The organism is Agrobacterium sp. BT-220-3 (assembly GCF_025910175.1).
Lineage (GTDB): Bacteria > Pseudomonadota > Alphaproteobacteria > Rhizobiales > Rhizobiaceae > Agrobacterium > Agrobacterium oryzihabitans.
The window spans coordinates 1-19,408 of the sequence record NZ_JAPAIX010000021.1; the positions used below are offsets into that span (position 1 = coordinate 1).

Consider the following 19,408-nt stretch of genomic DNA (forward strand, 5'->3'; position numbering starts at 1 on the left):
CGTCACCGTTGAAGTCGAGCTGATCGTTCCGATCGCGATGGAAGAAAAGCTGCGCTTCGCTATCCGCGAAGGCGGCCGTACCGTCGGCGCCGGCATCGTCGCTTCGATCGTCGAGTAATATTCAAACCCGCAAGGGCTTGAAGAAAACCCCGCTGGAGACAGCGGGGTTTTTGCTTTGTACGGTGCTGGGAATTTAACGCGCTCCCAGATTCAACAATATTGTCGCCCCTCTCAACCTATGAGATAGATATTCAACGCTGGGGGGTGCGGCATGTTTTTAAAATATACTTTGATACTGCTGAAATCTTTTACGCTTCTGGTCGTCGCTGTTGTCGGACTATGGTTCGTGTTGCTCACGGTTTACGTGGTCGCGCCGACTGAGCTCACAGATTCGGCTTCCGAGGAGTTCACCTACGGCCTGGAATCCGCCTACAGCCCCGTGACAAAGTTTTTCAAGCGGGTGGCTCGTAGCGACAGGGCTCCGTTCGAGCTGGCTTTTGGATTTGATCCCCGGTGGGCAGGCAGCGATTCGGATATCACATTGTGGCTTGGCCGTTGCGCGGGTAGTTATCCGGACGTCAGTACGGCTGCGAAATTCGTTTCCGGCTTCACGGCGTTGCAGGATCGTATCCCACGAGAGCGAAATCTAGCGAAATATGAAATGCAGAGACTGCAGGAGAGATCCAGAAACTTCTCCATCACTATCATTTGCCTTGGTATGCTGACGACGATATTTGCAGGCCTGAATTCATCGGAGTATTCGCAAGCGGGCAGGCGCTTTGGCTCCCATATAAAAGTTCTCGCGATTGTTTTTCCCGCAACCGTTACGGCCGTCACGGCCTTGTCGTCCCTTCTTGCGGGGCAGGATCAGATTGCCAAACAGGCACAAATCCACTTTGGGCTTATAACGTTGAGTTCGGAAATCTCATCGCAGGTTTTAACGATGAATTGCCCGTCCACCGGTACCGAAGCCGCTCCGCTGCTTGCGACGCTGGGTGATTGGAGCAGACGGTTCAGCGATATCGTTGCAAGCGCGAACAGGCCGGGGCCAGAGCAGCAGCCTAAACATGCCACCAGCGCCGATGTTGCCTCGGAAGAAGCAGGTAGATAGATGGCGCGATTTATCCTCCGCAGGGCGCAGGAACTCACGCTGACCTTTGTTGTGCAATTCGCTGGATGATGTGTGAAAAAACAAAAAACACACTTGCCATTCTTTTCCCTGCACCTTAAAGGAGCGCATACCGAATTGACCAAGCGATTTTCGCGGTCAGTTTTGGTCTGAAGGGGTATAGCTCAGCTGGTAGAGCGGCGGTCTCCAAAACCGCAGGTCGGGGGTTCGAGCCCCTCTGCCCCTGCCACTTTCCATTCGCAAGCGCGGGTCTTCGCTGCATGGCAGATGGGTGCCGGATTTCCGGCGAATTTCGCCGAATGTCGATTTCCTCTTGTTAAAAGGGGAATCGGTGTTTATGTAGGGTCAAAACAGACACGCGGTGCGTGGGGCTGATTAGTATCGGCTTTACGCGCCGTAATTGCGTGGGCAGTCAATGGCATCCAAAACCAATCCGTTTACGTTTCTGCAGCAGGTTCGCGCCGAAGCGTCAAAGATCACTTGGCCATCGCGCCGCGAGACCATGATTTCGACGGCTATGGTGCTCGTGATGGTCATTTTTGCGGCTCTGTTCTTTTTTGCTGCTGACCAGCTCATCGGCTGGCTGCTCAGCCTCGTGCTGAACGTCGGTCGGTAACGAATTGAACGGAGAATAAAAATGGCAGCGCGTTGGTATATCGTTCACGCCTATTCGAATTTCGAAAAGAAGGTCGCCGAATCGATCGAAGAAAAGGCCCGCCAGAAGGGTCTTGATCATCTTTTCGAGAAAATCCTCGTTCCGACCGAAAAGGTTGTCGAGGTGCGTCGCGGCCGCAAGGTCGACAGCGAGCGCAAGTTCTTTCCAGGTTACGTGCTGGTGCGCGCCAACCTGACGGATGAGGCCTATCACCTCATCAAGAACACGCCGAAGGTTACCGGTTTCCTCGGGTCGGACAATAAGCCTGTTCCGATTCCGGATTATGAAGCCGAGCGTATCCTCGGTCAGGTTCAGGAAGGTGTCGAGCGTCCGAAGTCTTCGGTTTCGTTCGAGATCGGCGAGCAGGTTCGCGTTTCCGACGGTCCGTTCGCGTCGTTCAACGGCGTGGTTCAGGATGTCGACGAAGAGCGTTCGCGCCTGAAGGTGGAAGTTTCGATTTTCGGCCGCGCTACGCCGGTCGAGCTGGAATACAATCAGGTCGAGAAGGTCTGATTGGAGGGGTGAAACCCCCAAGCCGCGTGGAAGGCAAACTGGCTCTCTAAGCCGGGGCAGGGCACCGCACCACGCAACCGCAGCCGCCGGAGCGATCCGGCTAGAAGAGAAGCCGGGCAACCGGTTTGAATTGAAAGGCAGAGAGATATGGCTAAGAAAGTTGCAGGCCAACTCAAGCTGCAGGTAAAGGCCGGGGCGGCCAATCCGTCCCCGCCGATCGGTCCTGCACTTGGTCAGCGTGGCATTAACATCATGGAATTCTGCAAGGCGTTCAATGCCGCCACGCAGGAAATGGAAAAGGGTATGCCGATCCCGGTCGTCATCACCTATTACCAGGACAAGTCCTTCACCTTCGTCATGAAGCAGCCGCCGATGACGTATTGGCTGAAGAAGGAAGCCAAGATCACCTCCGGTTCCAAGACGCCTGGCAAGGGCGCCAAGATCGGCTCCATCACCAAGGCTCAGGTCAAGACGATCGCAGAAGCCAAGATGAAGGATCTGAACGCAGCCGACATCGAAGGCGCAATGGCAATGGTTGAGGGCTCCGCCCGCGCCATGGGCCTGGAAGTGGTAGGTTGATCATGGCCAAGGTAGCAAAGCGCATTCAGAAGATCCGCGAAGGTGTGGATCCCAACAAGCTTTACGTTCTCACCGACGCCATTTCGATGGTCAAGGAACGTGCTGTCGCCAAGTTCGACGAAACCGTTGAAGTTTCGATGAACCTCGGTGTTGACCCGCGTCATGCGGACCAGATGGTTCGTGGCGTTGTCAACCTGCCGAACGGCACTGGCCGTGACGTTCGCGTCGCCGTTTTCGCCCGAGGTGCCAAGGCTGATGAAGCCACGGCTGCTGGCGCTGACGTTGTTGGTGCAGAAGAACTGGTTGAAATCGTTCAGGGCGGCAAGATCGACTTCGATCGTTGCATCGCGACCCCGGACATGATGCCGCTCGTCGGTCGTCTCGGCAAGGTACTCGGCCCGCGTGGCATGATGCCGAACCCGAAGGTCGGTACGGTGACGATGGATGTTGCCGGCGCCGTCAAGGCATCCAAGGGCGGCGCTGTCGAGTTCCGCGTCGAAAAGGCCGGTATCGTACACGCTGGCGTTGGCAAGGCTTCGTTCGACGCCAAGGCTCTTGAGGAAAACATCAAGGCTTTCGCCGATGCCGTCATCAAGGCAAAGCCGACTGGCGCCAAGGGCAACTATGTCAAGCGCGTCGCGATTTCCTCGACCATGGGTCCGGGCGTCAAGATCGACCCTTCGTCGGTTACGGCATAATCAATTCTCACGTTTCCTTCGGGGAGCGTGACTAAAAGAATTTCCGGCTCTCAGGGAGCCGGAGATTTCCGGGGAAACCCGGAACTCCTGTCCGAGATTGCAGGTGGCCACGTCTTTCGGGATTTGGCCTTAATCATTCAACCTGCATGAGACGGGTGAGGCTGGATTTGAGGCATCTTTCGATGCCTGACTGTCCGGTTCGAACCTGGTGTGCCTGTGCCTGAAGCCGTTTGCGGCGACAGAGCGGGGGACAGGATCCTCGAGCGTCGCTCGGGATCTTTGTAAAAAGGTCCCTTGGGGCAAAGGCAAACCCGACGGGTTCACACTTATGTGGCCCCGTCTACTGGAGACAGACAGTGGAAAGAGCGGAAAAACGCGAATTCGTCACGGAGCTGAACGAAGTCTTCAAGGCTTCCGGTTCGGTTGTCGTGGCCCACTATGCTGGTGTCACCGTTGCGCAAATGAACGACTTCCGTTCGAAAATGCGCGCTGCCGGAGGCACCGTCAAGGTCGCGAAGAACCGCCTGGCCAAGATCGCTCTTCAGGGCACGGAGTCGGAAGGGATGACAGATCTCTTCAAGGGCCAGACGCTGATTGCATACAGCGTCGACCCGATGATCGCTCCGAAAGTCGTCATGGATTTCGCCAAGACCAACGACAAGGTCGTTGTTCTCGGCGGCGCCATGGGTGCAACCACGCTCAACGCCGATGCAGTCAAGTCGCTTGCGACCCTGCCTTCGCTGGACGAGCTGCGCGCAAAGCTGCTGGGCCTTCTCAATGCCCCGGCAACTCGCGTCGCTACGGTTGTCGCCGCACCTGCAAGCCAGCTTGCACGCGTGTTTTCGGCTTACGCCAAGAAGGACGAAGCCGCTTAAGGCGGTTTTTCGCTGTAAATATTCAAACCGGTTCGAACCGAATTAAAGGAACTGAAAAATGGCTGATCTCGCAAAGATCGTAGAAGACCTCTCCACCCTGACCGTTCTGGAAGCTGCAGAACTGTCGAAGCTTCTCGAAGAAAAGTGGGGCGTTTCCGCTGCTGCTCCGGTAGCAGTTGCTGCTGCTGGCGGCGCTGGCGTTGCTGCTGCTGTTGAAGAAGAAAAGACCGAATTCGACGTGATCCTCGTTGACGCTGGCGCCAACAAGATCAACGTCATCAAGGAAGTTCGCGCTATCACGGGCCTCGGCCTGAAGGAAGCAAAGGACCTCGTTGAAGGCGCTCCGAAGCCGGTCAAGGAAGCCGTTTCCAAGGCTGAAGCTGCCGACCTCAAGAAGAAGCTTGAGGACGCAGGCGCCAAGGTTGACGTTAAGTAATCTTGCGATTGCTGGCGGGAAGGGGCTTCAGGCCCCTTTCCGTCGTTATCGTTTTTAAAACTTATTACCCAAAAGCCGCTTGAAAATGGCTTTTGGGTAATGGGTTCTTCAAGAGAATGGTTCCGAACCGGCTCATCTAGGCAATCCGGCCTGATCGATCCGGGATGTGGAACGAGATTGATGATACCCATTGCTTGACGGGATCGACTGGCCATCGGTTCCCGTCCGTTGCAGGCCCGGATGCAATTTTAAAGGAGCGACGATGGCTCAGACCCTTTCGTTTAACGGTCGTAGGCGCGTACGCAAGTTTTTCGGCAAAATTCCAGAAGTAGCGGAAATGCCGAACCTCATCGAGGTTCAGAAGGCTTCGTACGACCAGTTTCTCATGGTTGACGAGCCCAAGGGTGGCCGTCCCGACGAGGGATTGAATGCCGTATTCAAATCCGTATTCCCGATCACCGATTTCTCGGGCGCATCCATGCTCGAATTCGTATCCTACGAATTCGAAGCGCCGAAGTTCGACGTCGAGGAATGCCGTCAGCGCGATCTGACCTATGCAGCGCCGCTGAAAGTGACGCTGCGCCTCATCGTGTTCGATATCGACGAGGATACAGGCGCGAAGTCCATCAAGGACATCAAGGAACAGTCCGTCTACATGGGCGACATGCCGCTCATGACCAATAACGGCACGTTTATCGTCAACGGTACCGAGCGCGTCATCGTTTCGCAGATGCACCGTTCGCCGGGCGTGTTCTTCGATCATGACAAGGGCAAGAGCCATTCTTCCGGCAAGCTGCTCTTCGCCGCCCGCGTCATTCCTTACCGCGGTTCCTGGCTCGACATCGAGTTCGACGCCAAGGACATCGTCTATGCGCGTATCGACCGTCGCCGCAAGCTGCCCGTGACCTCGCTCCTGATGGCGCTCGGCATGGATGGCGAAGAAATCCTGTCGACCTTCTATACCAAGGCTACCTACGAGCGCTCCGGTGACGGCTGGCGTATTCCGTTCCAGCCTGACGCACTGAAGAATGCCAAGGTCATCACCGACATGATCGACGCCGACACCGGCGAAGTCGTTGTCGAAGGTGGCAAGAAGCTGACCCCGCGCCTTATCCGCCAGCTCGTGGACAAGGGCCTGAAGGCACTCAAGGCGACTGACGAAGACCTCTACGGCAACTTCCTTGCCGAAGACATCGTCAACTACTCGACGGGCGAGATCTATCTCGAAGCCGGCGACGAAATCGACGAGAAGACGCTTGGTCTCATTCTCCAGTCCGGCTTCGACGAGATTCCGGTCCTCAACATCGACCACGTCAATGTTGGCGCCTACATCCGTAATACGCTCTCTGCCGACAAGAACCAGAACCGTCAGGAAGCGCTGTTCGACATCTACCGCGTCATGCGTCCGGGTGAACCGCCGACCATGGATTCGGCGGAAGCGATGTTCAACTCGCTGTTCTTCGATGCCGAACGTTACGATCTCTCGGCCGTTGGCCGCGTGAAGATGAACATGCGTCTCGACCTCGACGCGGAAGACACCGTGCGCACGCTGCGCAAGGAAGACATCCTCGCGGTCGTCAAGATGCTGGTCGAACTGCGTGACGGCAAGGGCGAAATCGACGACATCGACAACCTCGGCAACCGCCGTGTTCGTTCGGTCGGCGAGCTGATGGAAAACCAGTACCGCCTCGGCCTTCTGCGCATGGAACGTGCGATCAAGGAACGTATGTCCTCGATCGAAATCGACACCGTGATGCCGCAGGACCTGATCAACGCGAAGCCGGCAGCAGCCGCCGTTCGTGAATTCTTCGGTTCCTCGCAGCTGTCGCAGTTCATGGACCAGGTGAACCCGCTTTCGGAAATCACTCACAAGCGCCGTCTTTCGGCTCTTGGACCGGGTGGTCTGACCCGTGAGCGCGCCGGCTTCGAAGTCCGCGACGTTCACCCGACCCACTATGGCCGTATCTGCCCGATCGAAACGCCGGAAGGCCCGAACATCGGTCTGATCAACTCGCTTGCCACCTTTGCCCGCGTCAACAAGTACGGCTTCATTGAAAGCCCGTACCGCAAGATCATTGACGGCAAGGTGACGACGGACGTGATCTACCTCTCCGCCATGGAAGAGGCCAAGTACTACGTCGCACAGGCCAATGCCGAACTCGATGGCGAAGGCGCCTTCACTGAAGAGTTCGTTGTTTGCCGTCACTCGGGCGAAGTCATGCTCGCACCGCGCGACAACATCAACCTGATGGACGTTTCGCCGAAGCAGCTCGTTTCGGTCGCGGCGGCTCTCATTCCGTTCCTGGAAAACGACGACGCCAACCGCGCTCTCATGGGCTCGAACATGCAGCGTCAGGCCGTTCCGCTTCTGCGGGCGGAAGCGCCGTTCGTCGGCACCGGCATGGAACCGATCGTTGCCCGTGACTCCGGCGCTGCCATCGCGGCTCGCCGCGGCGGTGTTGTCGACCAGGTGGATGCGACGCGTATCGTTATCCGCGCTACGGAAGACCTCGATGCCGGTAAGTCGGGCGTCGATATCTACCGTCTGCAGAAGTTCCAGCGTTCGAACCAGAACACCTGCGTCAACCAGCGTCCGCTGGTCGCCGTCGGAGATCTGATCTCCAAGGGTGACATCATCGCGGACGGTCCGTCGACCGACCTCGGCGACCTGGCACTCGGCCGCAACGCGCTCGTCGCGTTCATGCCCTGGAACGGCTACAACTACGAAGACTCGATCCTGATGTCGGAGCGTATCGTTTCCGACGACGTGTTCACCTCCATCCACATCGAAGAATTCGAAGTGATGGCACGCGACACGAAGCTTGGTCCGGAAGAAATCACGCGCGACATTCCGAACGTTTCGGAAGAAGCGCTGAAGAACCTCGACGAAGCCGGTATCGTTTACATCGGTGCGGAAGTTCAGCCGGGCGACATCCTCGTCGGCAAGATCACGCCGAAGGGCGAAAGCCCGATGACGCCGGAAGAAAAGCTTCTGCGCGCCATCTTCGGTGAAAAGGCTTCCGACGTTCGCGACACGTCCATGCGCATGCCTCCGGGCACGTTCGGTACGGTCGTGGAAGTCCGCGTCTTCAACCGTCACGGTGTGGAGAAGGACGAGCGCGCGATGGCTATCGAGCGCGAAGAGATCGAGCGTCTGGCGAAGGACCGCGACGACGAACAGGCAATTCTTGACCGTAACGTCTACGGCCGCCTGATCGACATGCTGCGTGGTCATGTTTCCATCGCCGGTCCTAAGGGCTTCAAGAAGGGCGTCGAGCTTTCCAACGCCGTCGTCTCCGAATATCCCCGCTCGCAGTGGTGGATGTTTGCAGTCGAAGACGAAAAGGCCCAGTCCGAACTGGAAGCGCTTCGCGGCCAGTATGACGAATCCAAGTCGCGCCTTGAACAGCGCTTCATGGACAAGGTCGAAAAGGTCCAGCGCGGCGACGAAATGCCTCCGGGCGTCATGAAGATGGTCAAGGTCTTCGTTGCTGTTAAGCGCAAGATCCAGCCGGGCGACAAGATGGCCGGCCGTCACGGTAACAAGGGCGTCGTCTCGCGTATCGTTCCTGTCGAGGACATGCCGTTCCTCGAAGACGGCACGCATGTCGACATCTGCTTGAACCCGCTCGGCGTGCCTTCGCGCATGAACGTGGGCCAGATCCTCGAAACCCACCTCGCATGGGCATGCGCAGGCATGGGCAAGAAGATCGGCGAGATGCTCGAAGAGTATCGCAAGACGATGGACATTAGCGAGCTTCGCACCGAACTCACCGAAATCTATGCGAGTGAATCGCATGACGAGGTGCAGCGCTTCGATGACGAATCGCTGGTCAAGCTTGCCGAAGAAGCCAAGCGCGGTGTTTCCATCGCGACCCCGGTCTTCGACGGTGCGCATGAGCCCGACGTTGCCGCGATGCTGAAGAAGGCAGGTCTGCATGAATCCGGTCAGTCCGTTCTTTATGACGGTCGTACCGGTGAGCCGTTCGACCGCAAGGTCACCGTCGGCTACATGTACATGATCAAGCTGAACCACCTTGTCGACGACAAGATTCACGCTCGCTCGATCGGTCCTTACTCGCTCGTTACCCAGCAGCCGCTGGGCGGCAAGGCGCAGTTCGGCGGACAGCGCTTCGGGGAAATGGAAGTCTGGGCTCTGGAAGCATACGGCGCGGCTTACACGCTGCAGGAAATGCTCACCGTCAAGTCGGATGACGTGGCGGGCCGCACCAAGGTCTACGAAGCGATCGTCCGTGGCGACGACACCTTCGAGGCCGGTATCCCCGAGAGCTTCAACGTTCTCGTCAAGGAAATGCGGTCGCTCGGTCTTTCGGTCGAACTGGAAAACTCGAAGATCGAGAACCAGCCCGAGGACCAGCTGCCCGACGCGGCGGAATAAAAATGAGAGAGGCGGGCGCCTTTTGGGCGCCTGCCGGCTCCCGCATCGGCCAGGCCGGTGTGGGACACTTTCGCCGCATTGTGCGGTTAAATCCGTATTTAAAGCTCTGGACGGTGACCCGGGAAGAAGCCGGTCCAGATGCAAACAGGGGCAGCAGCTAGCCTCTCAAGGAGACAAGGCATGAACCAAGAGGTCATGAATCTTTTCAATCCTCAGGTGCCTGCGCAGCATTTCGATTCCATCCGGATTTCGATCGCTTCGCCGGAAAAAATCCTGTCGTGGTCCTACGGCGAGATCAAGAAGCCGGAAACCATCAACTATCGTACGTTCAAGCCGGAACGCGACGGTCTTTTCTGCGCGCGTATTTTCGGACCGATCAAGGACTACGAGTGCCTGTGCGGCAAGTACAAGCGCATGAAGTACAAGGGCATCATCTGCGAAAAGTGCGGCGTCGAAGTGACGCTGTCGCGCGTTCGCCGTGAGCGCATGGGCCACATCGAGCTCGCAGCGCCGGTTGCCCATATCTGGTTCCTGAAGTCGCTTCCCTCGCGTATCTCGACCCTGCTCGACATGACGCTGAAGGATGTCGAGCGCGTTCTCTATTTCGAGAACTACATCGTCACCGAACCGGGCCTCACTTCGCTGAAGCAGAACCAGCTTCTGTCTGAAGAAGAGTACATGATTGCCGTTGACGAATTCGGCGAAGACCAGTTCACCGCCATGATCGGCGCTGAAGCCATCTACGAGATGCTGGCTTCGATGAACCTCGAAAAGATCGCCGGCGACCTGCGTGCCGAACTTGCTGAGACCACGTCTGATCTCAAGCAGAAGAAGCTGATGAAGCGCCTGAAGATCGTCGAGAACTTCATGGAGTCGGGCAACCGTCCTGAATGGATGATCATGAAGGTCGTTCCAGTAATTCCGCCGGACCTGCGTCCGCTGGTTCCGCTGGATGGCGGCCGTTTTGCGACGTCCGACCTTAACGATCTCTATCGTCGCGTCATCAACCGTAACAACCGTCTGAAGCGCCTGATCGAGCTTCGTGCGCCTGGCATCATCATCCGCAACGAAAAGCGTATGTTGCAGGAATCCGTCGATGCGCTGTTCGACAACGGCCGTCGCGGCCGCGTCATCACGGGCGCCAACAAGCGTCCGCTGAAGTCGCTCTCCGACATGCTCAAGGGCAAGCAGGGCCGCTTCCGCCAGAACCTTCTCGGCAAGCGCGTCGACTATTCCGGTCGTTCGGTCATCGTGACCGGTCCGGAACTGAAGCTGCACCAGTGCGGCCTGCCGAAGAAGATGGCGCTCGAGCTGTTCAAGCCGTTCATCTATGCCCGCCTCGACGCCAAGGGTTATTCCTCGACCGTCAAGCAGGCCAAGAAGCTGGTTGAAAAGGAAAAGCCGGAAGTCTGGGATATCCTCGACGAGGTCATCCGCGAGCATCCGGTTCTCTTGAACCGCGCACCGACGCTGCACCGTCTGGGTATCCAGGCTTTCGAACCCATGCTGGTCGAAGGCAAGGCCATCCAGCTGCACCCGCTCGTCTGCACGGCCTTCAACGCCGACTTTGACGGTGACCAGATGGCTGTTCACGTTCCGCTCTCGCTGGAAGCCCAGCTGGAAGCGCGCGTGCTGATGATGTCGACCAACAACATTCTGCATCCGGCAAACGGCCACCCGATCATCGTTCCTTCGCAGGACATGGTTCTCGGCCTGTATTACCTGTCGATCATGAACCAAAACGAGCCGGGCGAAGGCATGGCCTTCTCGGATATCGGCGAACTGCATCACGCGCTTGAAAACAAGGTCGTGACGCTGCATGCCAAGATTCGCGGTCGCTTCAAGACCGTGGATGCCGATGGCAAGCCGGTTTCGAAGATCCATGAAACGACCCCTGGCCGTATGCTGATTGGCGAACTTCTGCCGAAGAACGTCAACGTGCCTTTCGACGTCTGCAACCAGGAAATGACCAAGAAGAACATCTCCAAGATGATCGACACGGTCTACCGTCACTGCGGCCAGAAAGACACGGTCATCTTCTGCGACCGCATCATGCAGCTCGGCTTTGCCCATGCCTGCCGCGCCGGCATTTCGTTCGGCAAGGACGACATGGTCATTCCGGACAGCAAGGTGAAGATCGTCGGTGACACCGAAGCCTTGGTGAAGGAATACGAACAGCAGTACAATGATGGTCTCATCACCCAGGGCGAAAAGTACAACAAGGTTGTCGACGCCTGGGGCAAGGCTACCGAAAAGGTCGCCGAAGAGATGATGGCACGCATCAAGGCTGTCGAGTTCGATCCGGAAACGGGCCGCCAGAAGCCGATGAACTCCATCTACATGATGTCCCACTCGGGCGCCCGTGGTTCTCCGAACCAGATGCGACAGCTGGGCGGCATGCGCGGCCTGATGGCGAAGCCGTCGGGTGAAATCATCGAGACGCCGATCATCTCGAACTTCAAGGAAGGCCTGACCGTTAACGAGTACTTCAACTCGACCCACGGTGCCCGTAAGGGTCTTGCAGACACCGCTCTGAAGACGGCGAACTCGGGTTACCTTACCCGTCGTCTCGTCGACGTCGCGCAGGATTGCATCGTCAACTCCGTGGATTGCGGCACCGACAAGGGCCTCACCATGACCGCCATCGTCGATGCCGGTCAGGTGGTTGCCTCGCTTGGCGCACGTATCCTCGGCCGTACGGCTCTGGATGATATCGATCATCCGGTTTCCGGCGAGAACATCGTCAAGGCCGGCACGCTTATCGATGAGGCCGATGTGGCCGCCATCGAAAAGGCGGGCATCCAGTCCGTTCGCATCCGCTCTGCTCTGACCTGCGAAGTGCAGATCGGTGTCTGCGGCGTCTGCTACGGTCGTGACCTTGCACGCGGTACGCCTGTCAACATGGGCGAAGCCGTTGGCGTCATCGCCGCACAGTCGATCGGTGAACCGGGCACGCAGCTCACCATGCGTACGTTCCACCTTGGTGGTACGGCGAACGTGGTCGACCAGTCGTTCCTCGAAGCGTCGTATGAAGGCACGATCCAGATCAAGAACCGCAACATCCTGCGGAACTCCGAAGGCGTTCTCATCGCCATGGGCCGTAACATGTCCGTTACGATCCTTGATGAGCGCGGCGCGGAACGTTCCTCGCAGCGTGTCGCTTACGGTTCGAAAATCTTCGTGGATGATGGCGACAAGGTGAAGCGTGGCCAGCGTCTTGCAGAGTGGGACCCCTACACCCGTCCGATGATGACGGAAGTGGAAGGTACCGTTCACTTCGAAGACCTCGTCGACGGTCTCTCCGTTCTGGAAGCCACCGACGAATCCACCGGCATCACCAAGCGCCAGGTCATTGACTGGCGTTCGACGCCGCGCGGTTCGGACTTGAAGCCCGCGATCATCATCAAGGATGCTTCCGGCGCTGTGGCGAAGCTTAGCCGTGGTGGCGAAGCCCGCTTCCATCTGTCTGTGGATGCCATCCTGTCGGTCGAGCCGGGTTCCAAGGTCTCCCAGGGTGACGTGCTTGCACGTTCGCCGCTGGAAAGCGCCAAGACGAAGGACATCACCGGTGGTCTGCCGCGCGTTGCCGAACTGTTCGAAGCCCGTCGTCCGAAGGATCACGCCATCATCGCCGAGATCGATGGTACGATCCGCCTCGGCCGCGACTACAAGAACAAGCGTCGCGTGATGATCGAGCCTGCGGAAGACGGCGTCGAGCCGGTCGAATACCTGATCCCGAAGGGCAAGCCCTTCCATCTTCAGGAAGGCGACTACATCGAGAAGGGCGAATACATTCTCGACGGCAACCCGGCGCCGCACGACATTCTGGCGATCAAGGGCGTGGAGGCTCTGGCTTCCTACCTCGTGAACGAAATCCAGGAAGTCTACCGTCTGCAGGGCGTTGTGATCAACGACAAGCACATCGAGGTGATCGTTCGCCAGATGCTGCAGAAGGTTGAAATCACCGATGCTGGCGACAGCCAGTACATCGTTGGTGACAACGTCGATCGCATCGAGCTTGACGACAACAACGACCGCCTGATCGAAGAAGGCAAGAAGCCTGCCTATGGCGAGCCGGTTCTGCTCGGCATCACCAAGGCTTCGCTGCAGACGCCGTCCTTCATCTCGGCCGCATCGTTCCAGGAAACCACCAAGGTTCTCACGGAAGCTGCGATCGCCGGCAAGACGGACACGCTGCAGGGCCTCAAGGAAAACGTCATCGTCGGCCGCCTCATCCCGGCCGGTACCGGCGGCACCATGACGCAGATCCGCCGCATCGCCACCTCGCGCGACGACCTCATTCTCGAGGAACGCCGCAAGGGTACGGGCGCCGGTTCCGCGAACCAGATGCTGCAGGACATGACGGACCAGGTTCCGGCTGCGGAATAAGGTCAGGGCAGGGGCTTTACGAAGCCCCGCCGAAGTTCAGTAACGAAGACGCCCGGAGTAATCCGGGCGTTTTTTGTTTTGGGCTGAGTGGAACGTCAAATCTGTCCACCTGCCAGCGAGGGCGTGTTTTCAGGCCTCGCCGCCGATGGTGTAGCGCGTCAAGACGGAAAGCCGGCGAACGAGATCGGTCTGGCCCGTGCTGCCGGTCTTGGCATAGATAGACTTGGCGTTACTGCGGACGGTCTCATGGGAGATCTTCAATTGCTTCGCCACGGAAGGAAGCGAAAGTCCCTTCATGATTTCCAGTGCCACGCGGGCCTCGCCCTTGGTGAGATCGTAGAGGCTCTTCAGGAGGGGCGTCGCGTCAGCAACCGTATCCGTGGGTTGCGATATCAGCACGATGGCGGAACCGTTCGGCGACAGGTCAAGCGCATCCTTGCGAAGCGGTATGACGTGAAGGATGCAGGTTCTGTCTTCCGTCGGCAGCGGGAAGGAGCCGACGCTGTGTCCGGCGAGCGCCTTGTAGAGCAGCCGGTTCACTCTTTCGTCGGAGATCACAATCCTGTCGCGGGCCCGGGTGGAAATGCATTTCTGGATCGTCTGGAACAGGGTGTTGGCGGAAAGAACGCGGCCGCTTGCCTGAAGTACTGCCGCCGGAGCGCCGATGGCGTTGAGGCCGAGCGTCATGGCGTCGGCTTTCTGGCGCTGCAAACCTGTTGCGAGGGTGAGGCTGCGGGCGATATGCGGCCTTAGCTGGCCGAGTGCGGCCATGGTTTCCGGCCCGATGACGCCGCTGTCGAGCTTGCGCTCAAAAAGCACCGTCATTTCCGGGTGATCGGGCGGCGCGACCTGCGTCGCCACCCCATATCCCAGCCCGCGCGGCATGAGAAAGTCGCGCACGATCGGTAAACCGGCCCATTCATCATGGGTGAAGACATCGAAATCATGTACGAAGGAAAATTGCCCCTCACGGATTGCACGGGTGAGGCGGTCGTTGCGATGATTCCAGCCGCCTTCCATGAAGGCCTGCATCAACTCCTGAAAATTCGGGGTGAAGAGCCATGCTTCCTCCTCGCCCTTGCCCCAGGTGAGGGCGCCGCCCCAGAAATCGAGTCGCTGTCCAATTACGGCGATGACCTTCGCCCAACGGTCCGGGAAAAGCGCTGCCTCGTAAATGTCATCAAGAATGTCTGCCGACGATATATTATTCAACCCGCCACCGAAATGCTGCGCCGGGACCACTTTAAGCTGATATTTTCGTGTTGTTCAATAGATGTGTTGAATAATACTATTGTATTAAAAGTATATAATCTATGAGTGACTTAATATATTGACCAGCTTTCCGAGTGGATCGCGCACAAACAGGCGAAGGACACCCCATGGCTCCGTTACGGGGCCATATTCAATCGGCAGTCCCGCCTTCAGTATTCTGGCATGAACCTCGTCGAAATTGTCGACTTCGATGGAGAGGTCCGGAACGGCCGTGCCGGAGCCGCCTTCACTGGCAAAGCTGATCTGCGCCAGGGATTCAAGCGGACTTGCATAGGTCACGATCCAGCCATGATCCATCGCGACGGTCATGCCGAGAATATCGCGATAAAAGACACCCGCCCTCGCAAGGTCGGGTGTCGCGATATTGGCGACGATGCGTCTGACCGTCATCTGGCGGGCCTCAGGCGAAGCGGATGATGGCGACTTCGCCTTCCAGTGCGCCCTGGTAGGCGGAAGCGTGCGGCTCTTCATCCGGGACTTCGGTCAGCATGCCGATCTGGTCGAGGTCGGCTTCGATGAAACCTTCCTCGGAAAGCGCGTTCAGCGTTTCACGCACGGCGGTGTCATCATCCGGCGCGCGCAGGATGACGTGGATGTCGATGCCCTCGGAATTGTCGTTCTCGTAAGCCTTGCCGATGACGATGAAGACCATCGGCTCGTCGCGTCCGTTGTCGTTGTCGGGGAGGGTGCTCATGACGCGGTTCCTTGATGTGTCGTTGCGAGTGCGCGGGTCGGCCGGAATCGGTCTTGCGCGCGGCGGGTGAAGTCTCTGACCCGCTTGAGGGAATCAATAGACGGATTTTGTGAAAAGCCAAAGGCCGGAGGTCAAAATCGCTGTTGCTGGCGACGACTTATGTTAGAAGAAGCGGGAAATGGCGTGCGCGCGGGCTTTGTGGCCGCGGGGGCCGGCGCAAAATGCGGATTCACCCTTGACGAAAGCTGGCTAAAACAGTAGTACGCCCGCCATCGGAGCCTCTGTGGATGCTGGCCGTTCGGGATAGGTTTTTCCTGAACATCATCTCAACCGAGACTCCATTGCACGTAGAAGACACGAATGTTGCACGCAAGACGCCTCATCCGGCGTCCTCTGCTCTTGGTGGTCCATCCGTGAAACCGGATCGGGCCACGTTTTGCGCATGAGGATATATGCGTGCTTCGTCGCCGGAAACGGCATAGCCGCCACCCGTGAGGGTGGCTAAAGTAGTTTTTGCAAGGGATGGTTATATGCCTACCGTAAACCAGCTGATCCGCAAGCCCCGCCAGGCACAGGTAAAGCGCAACAAGGTTCCTGCTCTTCAGGAAAACCCGCAGAAGCGTGGTGTTTGCACCCGCGTTTACACGACGACCCCGAAGAAGCCGAACTCGGCTCTGCGTAAGGTTGCCAAGATCCGCCTCACCAATGGCTTCGAAGTCATCGGCTACATTCCGGGCGAAGGTCACAACCTTCAGGAACACTCCGTGGTCATGATCCGCGGCGGCCGCGTAAAGGACTTGCCGGGCGTGCGTTACCACATCATCCGCGGTGTTCTCGATACCCAGGGCGTCAAGAACCGCAAGCAGCGCCGCTCCAAGTACGGTGCGAAGCGTCCGAAGTAATTCGGGTTCAAACAAATTCCGGCGCTGCGCGAGGTTCTCCGCGTGGTAAAGCGTCAATAACATTGAGAGACAAAGAATATGTCCCGTCGCCATAGTGCAGAAAAGCGTGAGATCAACCCGGATCCGAAGTTCGGTGATCTGGTCGTCACCAAGTTCATGAACGCCATCATGCTTCACGGCAAGAAGTCTGTTGCGGAAAGCATCGTTTACGGCGCATTCGACGTCGTTCAGGGTAAGACGAAGCAGGAGCCGCTCGGCGTGTTCCACTCCGCCCTCGACAACGTTGCTCCGCACGTTGAAGTGCGTTCGCGCCGCGTCGGCGGTGCAACTTACCAGGTCCCGGTCGACGTTCGTCCGGAGCGCCGTCAGGCTCTCGCCATCCGCTGGCTGATCACTGCTGCGCGCAAGCGCAACGAAACGACCATGGTCGATCGCCTTTCCGGCGAACTCATGGACGCAGCGAACAACCGCGGCTCCGCTGTCAAGAAGCGTGAAGACACGCACAAGATGGCCGACGCTAACCGCGCATTCTCGCATTACCGCTGGTAATCTTAAACGGTCGCATATCGAAAGGCAGTCCATTATGGCTCGCGAATATAAAATCGAAGACTACCGCAATTTCGGTATCATGGCGCATATCGACGCCGGCAAGACGACGACCACCGAGCGTATTCTTTATTACACCGGTAAGTCGCACAAGATCGGCGAAGTTCATGATGGCGCTGCCACGATGGACTGGATGGAGCAGGAGCAGGAGCGTGGTATCACCATCACCTCCGCAGCCACCACGACCTTCTGGAAGGGTCGCGACGGCAAGATGCGCCGCTTCAACATCATCGACACCCCCGGCCACGTCGACTTCACCATTGAAGTCGAGCGTTCGCTGCGCGTTCTCGACGGCGCCATCGCGCTGCTCGACGCCAACGCCGGTGTTGAGCCGCAGACGGAAACCGTCTGGCGCCAGGCCGAGAAGTATCATGTTCCGCGCATGATCTTCTGCAACAAGATGGACAAGACCGGTGCTGACTTCTACCGCTCGGTAGAAATGATCAAGACCCGTCTCGGCGCCATCGCCGTTGTCATGCAGCTGCCGATCGGCGCTGAGACCGAGTTCAAGGGCGTTATCGACCTGATCGAGATGAACGCACTCATCTGGCGCGACGAGTCGCTCGGCGCTCAGTGGGACGTCGTCGAAATCCCTGAAGACATGAAGGCCAAGGCTGACGAATATCGCGAAAAGCTGATCGAGACCGTTGTCGAGATCGACGAAGAAGCGATGGAAAACTACCTGAACGGCATCATGCCCGACAACGAACAGATCCGTGCACTGGTTCGTCGCGGCACCATCGACGTGAAGTTCCACCCGATGTTCTGCGGTACCGCGTTCAAGAACAAGGGCGTTCAGCCGCTTCTCGACGCCGTCGTCGACTACCTGCCTTCTCCGCTGGACATTCCGGCGATCAAGGGCATCGACTTCAAGACCGAAGCCGAAATCGAACGTCATGCCGACGACAGCGAGCCGCTTTCCATGCTCGCGTTCAAGATCATGAACGACCCCTTCGTAGGTTCGCTGACCTTCGCACGTATCTACTCGGGCAAGCTCGAAAAGGGTACGTCTGTCATCAACACGGTCAAGGACAAGCGCGAGCGCGTCGGCCGTATGCTGCAGATGCACTCCAACAGCCGTGAAGACATCGAAGAAGCCTTCGCTGGCGACATCGTTGCTCTGGCTGGCCTCAAGGAAACCACCACTGGCGATACGCTCTGCGATCCGCTGAAGCCGGTTATCCTTGAGCGCATGGAATTCCCCGAGCCGGTCATCCAGATCGCGATCGAGCCGAAGACCAAGGGCGACCAGGAAAAGATGGGCCTCGCGCTCAACCGTCTGGCTGCTGAAGATCCTTCGTTCCGCGTCAAGACGGATGAAGAATCCGGTCAGACGATCATCGCGGGCATGGGCGAACTTCACCTCGACATTCTCGTTGACCGTATGCGTCGCGAGTTCAAGGTTGAAGCAACCGTCGGTGCTCCGCAGGTTGCCTATCGCGAAACCATCACGCGTCAGCACGAAGAAGATTACACGCACAAGAAGCAGTCCGGTGGTACCGGTCAGTTCGCTCGCGTGAAGATCATCTTCGAACCGAACCCTGAAGGCGAAGACTTCAAGTTCGAATCCAAGATCGTCGGCGGTGCTGTTCCGAAGGAATACATCCCGGGCGTCCAGAAGGGTATCGAAAGCGTTCTGTCTTCCGGTCCGCTCGCTGGCTTCCCGATGCTCGGCGTCAAGGCGACGCTGATCGACGGTGCATTCCACGACGTCGACTCGTCGGTTCTCGCCTTCGAAATCGCATCGCGTGCCTGCTTCCGTGAAGCAGCGAAGAAGGCTGGTGCACAGCTTCTCGAGCCGATGATGAAGGTCGAAGTCGTTACGCCGGAAGATTACGTCGGTGACGTTATCGGTGACCTCAATTCCCGCCGTGGTCAGATCCAGGGTCAGGAAAGCCGTGGTATCGCCGTTGTCATCAATGCGCATGTTCCGCTCGCGAACATGTTCAAGTACGTCGACAACCTGCGCTCCATGTCGCAGGGCCGCGCTCAGTACTCGATGACGTTCGATCACTATTCGCCGGTTCCGTCGAACGTGGCGCAGGAAATCCAGGCTAAGTACTCCGGTCAGAAGTGATCGGGGTACGCCCCACCGAATTTTGAAGATTATTCCCGTCAAGGGACAAGAATGGAGAGCCACTAATGGCAAAGAGCAAGTTTGAGCGCAATAAGCCGCACGTCAACATTGGCACGATCGGTCACGTTGACCATGGCAAGACGTCGCTGACCGCCGCGATCACGAAGTTCTTCGGCGAGTTCAA

The 19,408-nt window shown here is 57.9% G+C and carries 17 protein-coding genes and 1 tRNA gene; 15 read left to right on the forward strand and 3 right to left on the reverse strand.

The window, feature by feature from the left end:
- The 11 genes from OK142_RS24300 to rpoC form a co-directional block, all read left to right on the forward strand.
- Positions 1 to 118 (forward strand): EF-Tu C-terminal domain-related protein (locus tag OK142_RS24300; protein ID WP_498684919.1); only part of this gene is annotated, 118 nt, incomplete at its 5' end.
- A 153-nt stretch (positions 119 to 271) separates the two neighbouring features.
- Positions 272 to 1,111 (forward strand): hypothetical protein, encoded by an 840-nt coding sequence (locus OK142_RS24305; RefSeq protein WP_082182567.1) that lies wholly within the window; start codon positions 272 to 274, stop codon positions 1,109 to 1,111.
- 171 nt (positions 1,112 to 1,282) lie between these two features.
- Positions 1,283 to 1,358, forward strand: a tRNA-Trp gene (locus OK142_RS24310).
- Between the two features lie 186 nt (positions 1,359 to 1,544).
- The gene (gene secE, locus OK142_RS24315) at positions 1,545 to 1,745 is read left to right on the forward strand and encodes a preprotein translocase subunit SecE (RefSeq protein ID WP_003523719.1); all 201 of its coding nucleotides are present in this window, start codon (positions 1,545 to 1,547) and stop codon (positions 1,743 to 1,745) included.
- Positions 1,746 to 1,766: 21 nt separating this feature from the next.
- Positions 1,767 to 2,297: a transcription termination/antitermination protein NusG gene (gene nusG, locus OK142_RS24320; protein ID WP_137037899.1), complete on the forward strand. Its 531-nt coding sequence runs from the start codon at positions 1,767 to 1,769 to the stop codon at positions 2,295 to 2,297.
- A gap of 147 nt (positions 2,298 to 2,444) precedes the next feature.
- Positions 2,445 to 2,876, forward strand: coding sequence for a 50S ribosomal protein L11 (gene rplK / locus OK142_RS24325; protein WP_003507702.1), 432 nt, complete (start codon positions 2,445 to 2,447; stop codon positions 2,874 to 2,876).
- Positions 2,877 to 2,878: 2 nt separating this feature from the next.
- A complete protein-coding gene (rplA, locus tag OK142_RS24330) occupies positions 2,879 to 3,574 on the forward strand; it encodes a 50S ribosomal protein L1 (RefSeq protein WP_003523724.1) in 696 nt (231 codons plus the stop codon).
- A gap of 356 nt (positions 3,575 to 3,930) precedes the next feature.
- Positions 3,931 to 4,449 (forward strand): 50S ribosomal protein L10, encoded by a 519-nt coding sequence (gene rplJ / locus OK142_RS24335; RefSeq protein ID WP_216329932.1) that lies wholly within the window; start codon positions 3,931 to 3,933, stop codon positions 4,447 to 4,449.
- 58 nt (positions 4,450 to 4,507) lie between these two features.
- Entirely contained in the window at positions 4,508 to 4,885 is a 378-nt protein-coding gene (gene rplL, locus OK142_RS24340) for a 50S ribosomal protein L7/L12 (protein WP_035224052.1), read from the forward strand.
- A 262-nt stretch (positions 4,886 to 5,147) separates the two neighbouring features.
- Entirely contained in the window at positions 5,148 to 9,284 is a 4,137-nt protein-coding gene (gene rpoB / locus OK142_RS24345) for a DNA-directed RNA polymerase subunit beta (protein WP_082182566.1), read from the forward strand.
- A gap of 180 nt (positions 9,285 to 9,464) precedes the next feature.
- Entirely contained in the window at positions 9,465 to 13,673 is a 4,209-nt protein-coding gene (gene rpoC, locus OK142_RS24350; RefSeq protein ID WP_082182565.1) for a DNA-directed RNA polymerase subunit beta', read from the forward strand.
- Between the two features lie 129 nt (positions 13,674 to 13,802).
- Here rpoC and OK142_RS24355 read toward each other — a convergent pair whose 3' ends face one another.
- The 3 genes from OK142_RS24355 to OK142_RS24365 all read right to left on the reverse strand — a co-directional run bounded on the left by OK142_RS24355 (position 13,803) and on the right by OK142_RS24365 (position 15,639).
- Positions 13,803 to 14,885 carry a helix-turn-helix transcriptional regulator gene (locus OK142_RS24355; protein WP_313609999.1) on the reverse strand — a complete coding sequence of 361 codons (1,083 nt, stop codon included), beginning with the start codon at positions 14,883 to 14,885 and terminating at the stop codon, positions 13,803 to 13,805.
- Between the two features lie 99 nt (positions 14,886 to 14,984).
- Positions 14,985 to 15,335, reverse strand: coding sequence for a VOC family protein (locus tag OK142_RS24360; protein ID WP_498685670.1), 351 nt, complete (start codon positions 15,333 to 15,335; stop codon positions 14,985 to 14,987).
- Positions 15,336 to 15,345: 10 nt separating this feature from the next.
- On the reverse strand, positions 15,346 to 15,639 hold the full coding sequence (locus tag OK142_RS24365) for a hypothetical protein (RefSeq protein WP_035224059.1): 294 nt from the start codon (positions 15,637 to 15,639) through the stop codon (positions 15,346 to 15,348).
- 530 nt (positions 15,640 to 16,169) lie between these two features.
- On the opposite strand from OK142_RS24365, the gene rpsL reads away from it, so the two are divergent.
- The 4 genes from rpsL to OK142_RS24385 all read left to right on the forward strand — a co-directional run.
- Positions 16,170 to 16,541: a 30S ribosomal protein S12 gene (gene rpsL, locus OK142_RS24370; protein WP_003507760.1), complete on the forward strand. Its 372-nt coding sequence runs from the start codon at positions 16,170 to 16,172 to the stop codon at positions 16,539 to 16,541.
- Between the two features lie 78 nt (positions 16,542 to 16,619).
- Entirely contained in the window at positions 16,620 to 17,090 is a 471-nt protein-coding gene (gene rpsG, locus OK142_RS24375) for a 30S ribosomal protein S7 (protein ID WP_003507761.1), read from the forward strand.
- Positions 17,091 to 17,124: 34 nt separating this feature from the next.
- On the forward strand, positions 17,125 to 19,224 hold the full coding sequence (gene fusA, locus OK142_RS24380) for an elongation factor G (RefSeq protein ID WP_313616855.1): 2,100 nt from the start codon (positions 17,125 to 17,127) through the stop codon (positions 19,222 to 19,224).
- A 65-nt stretch (positions 19,225 to 19,289) separates the two neighbouring features.
- Positions 19,290 to 19,408: GTP-binding protein (locus OK142_RS24385; RefSeq protein WP_143850884.1), on the forward strand; the 119-nt coding region annotated here is incomplete at its 3' end.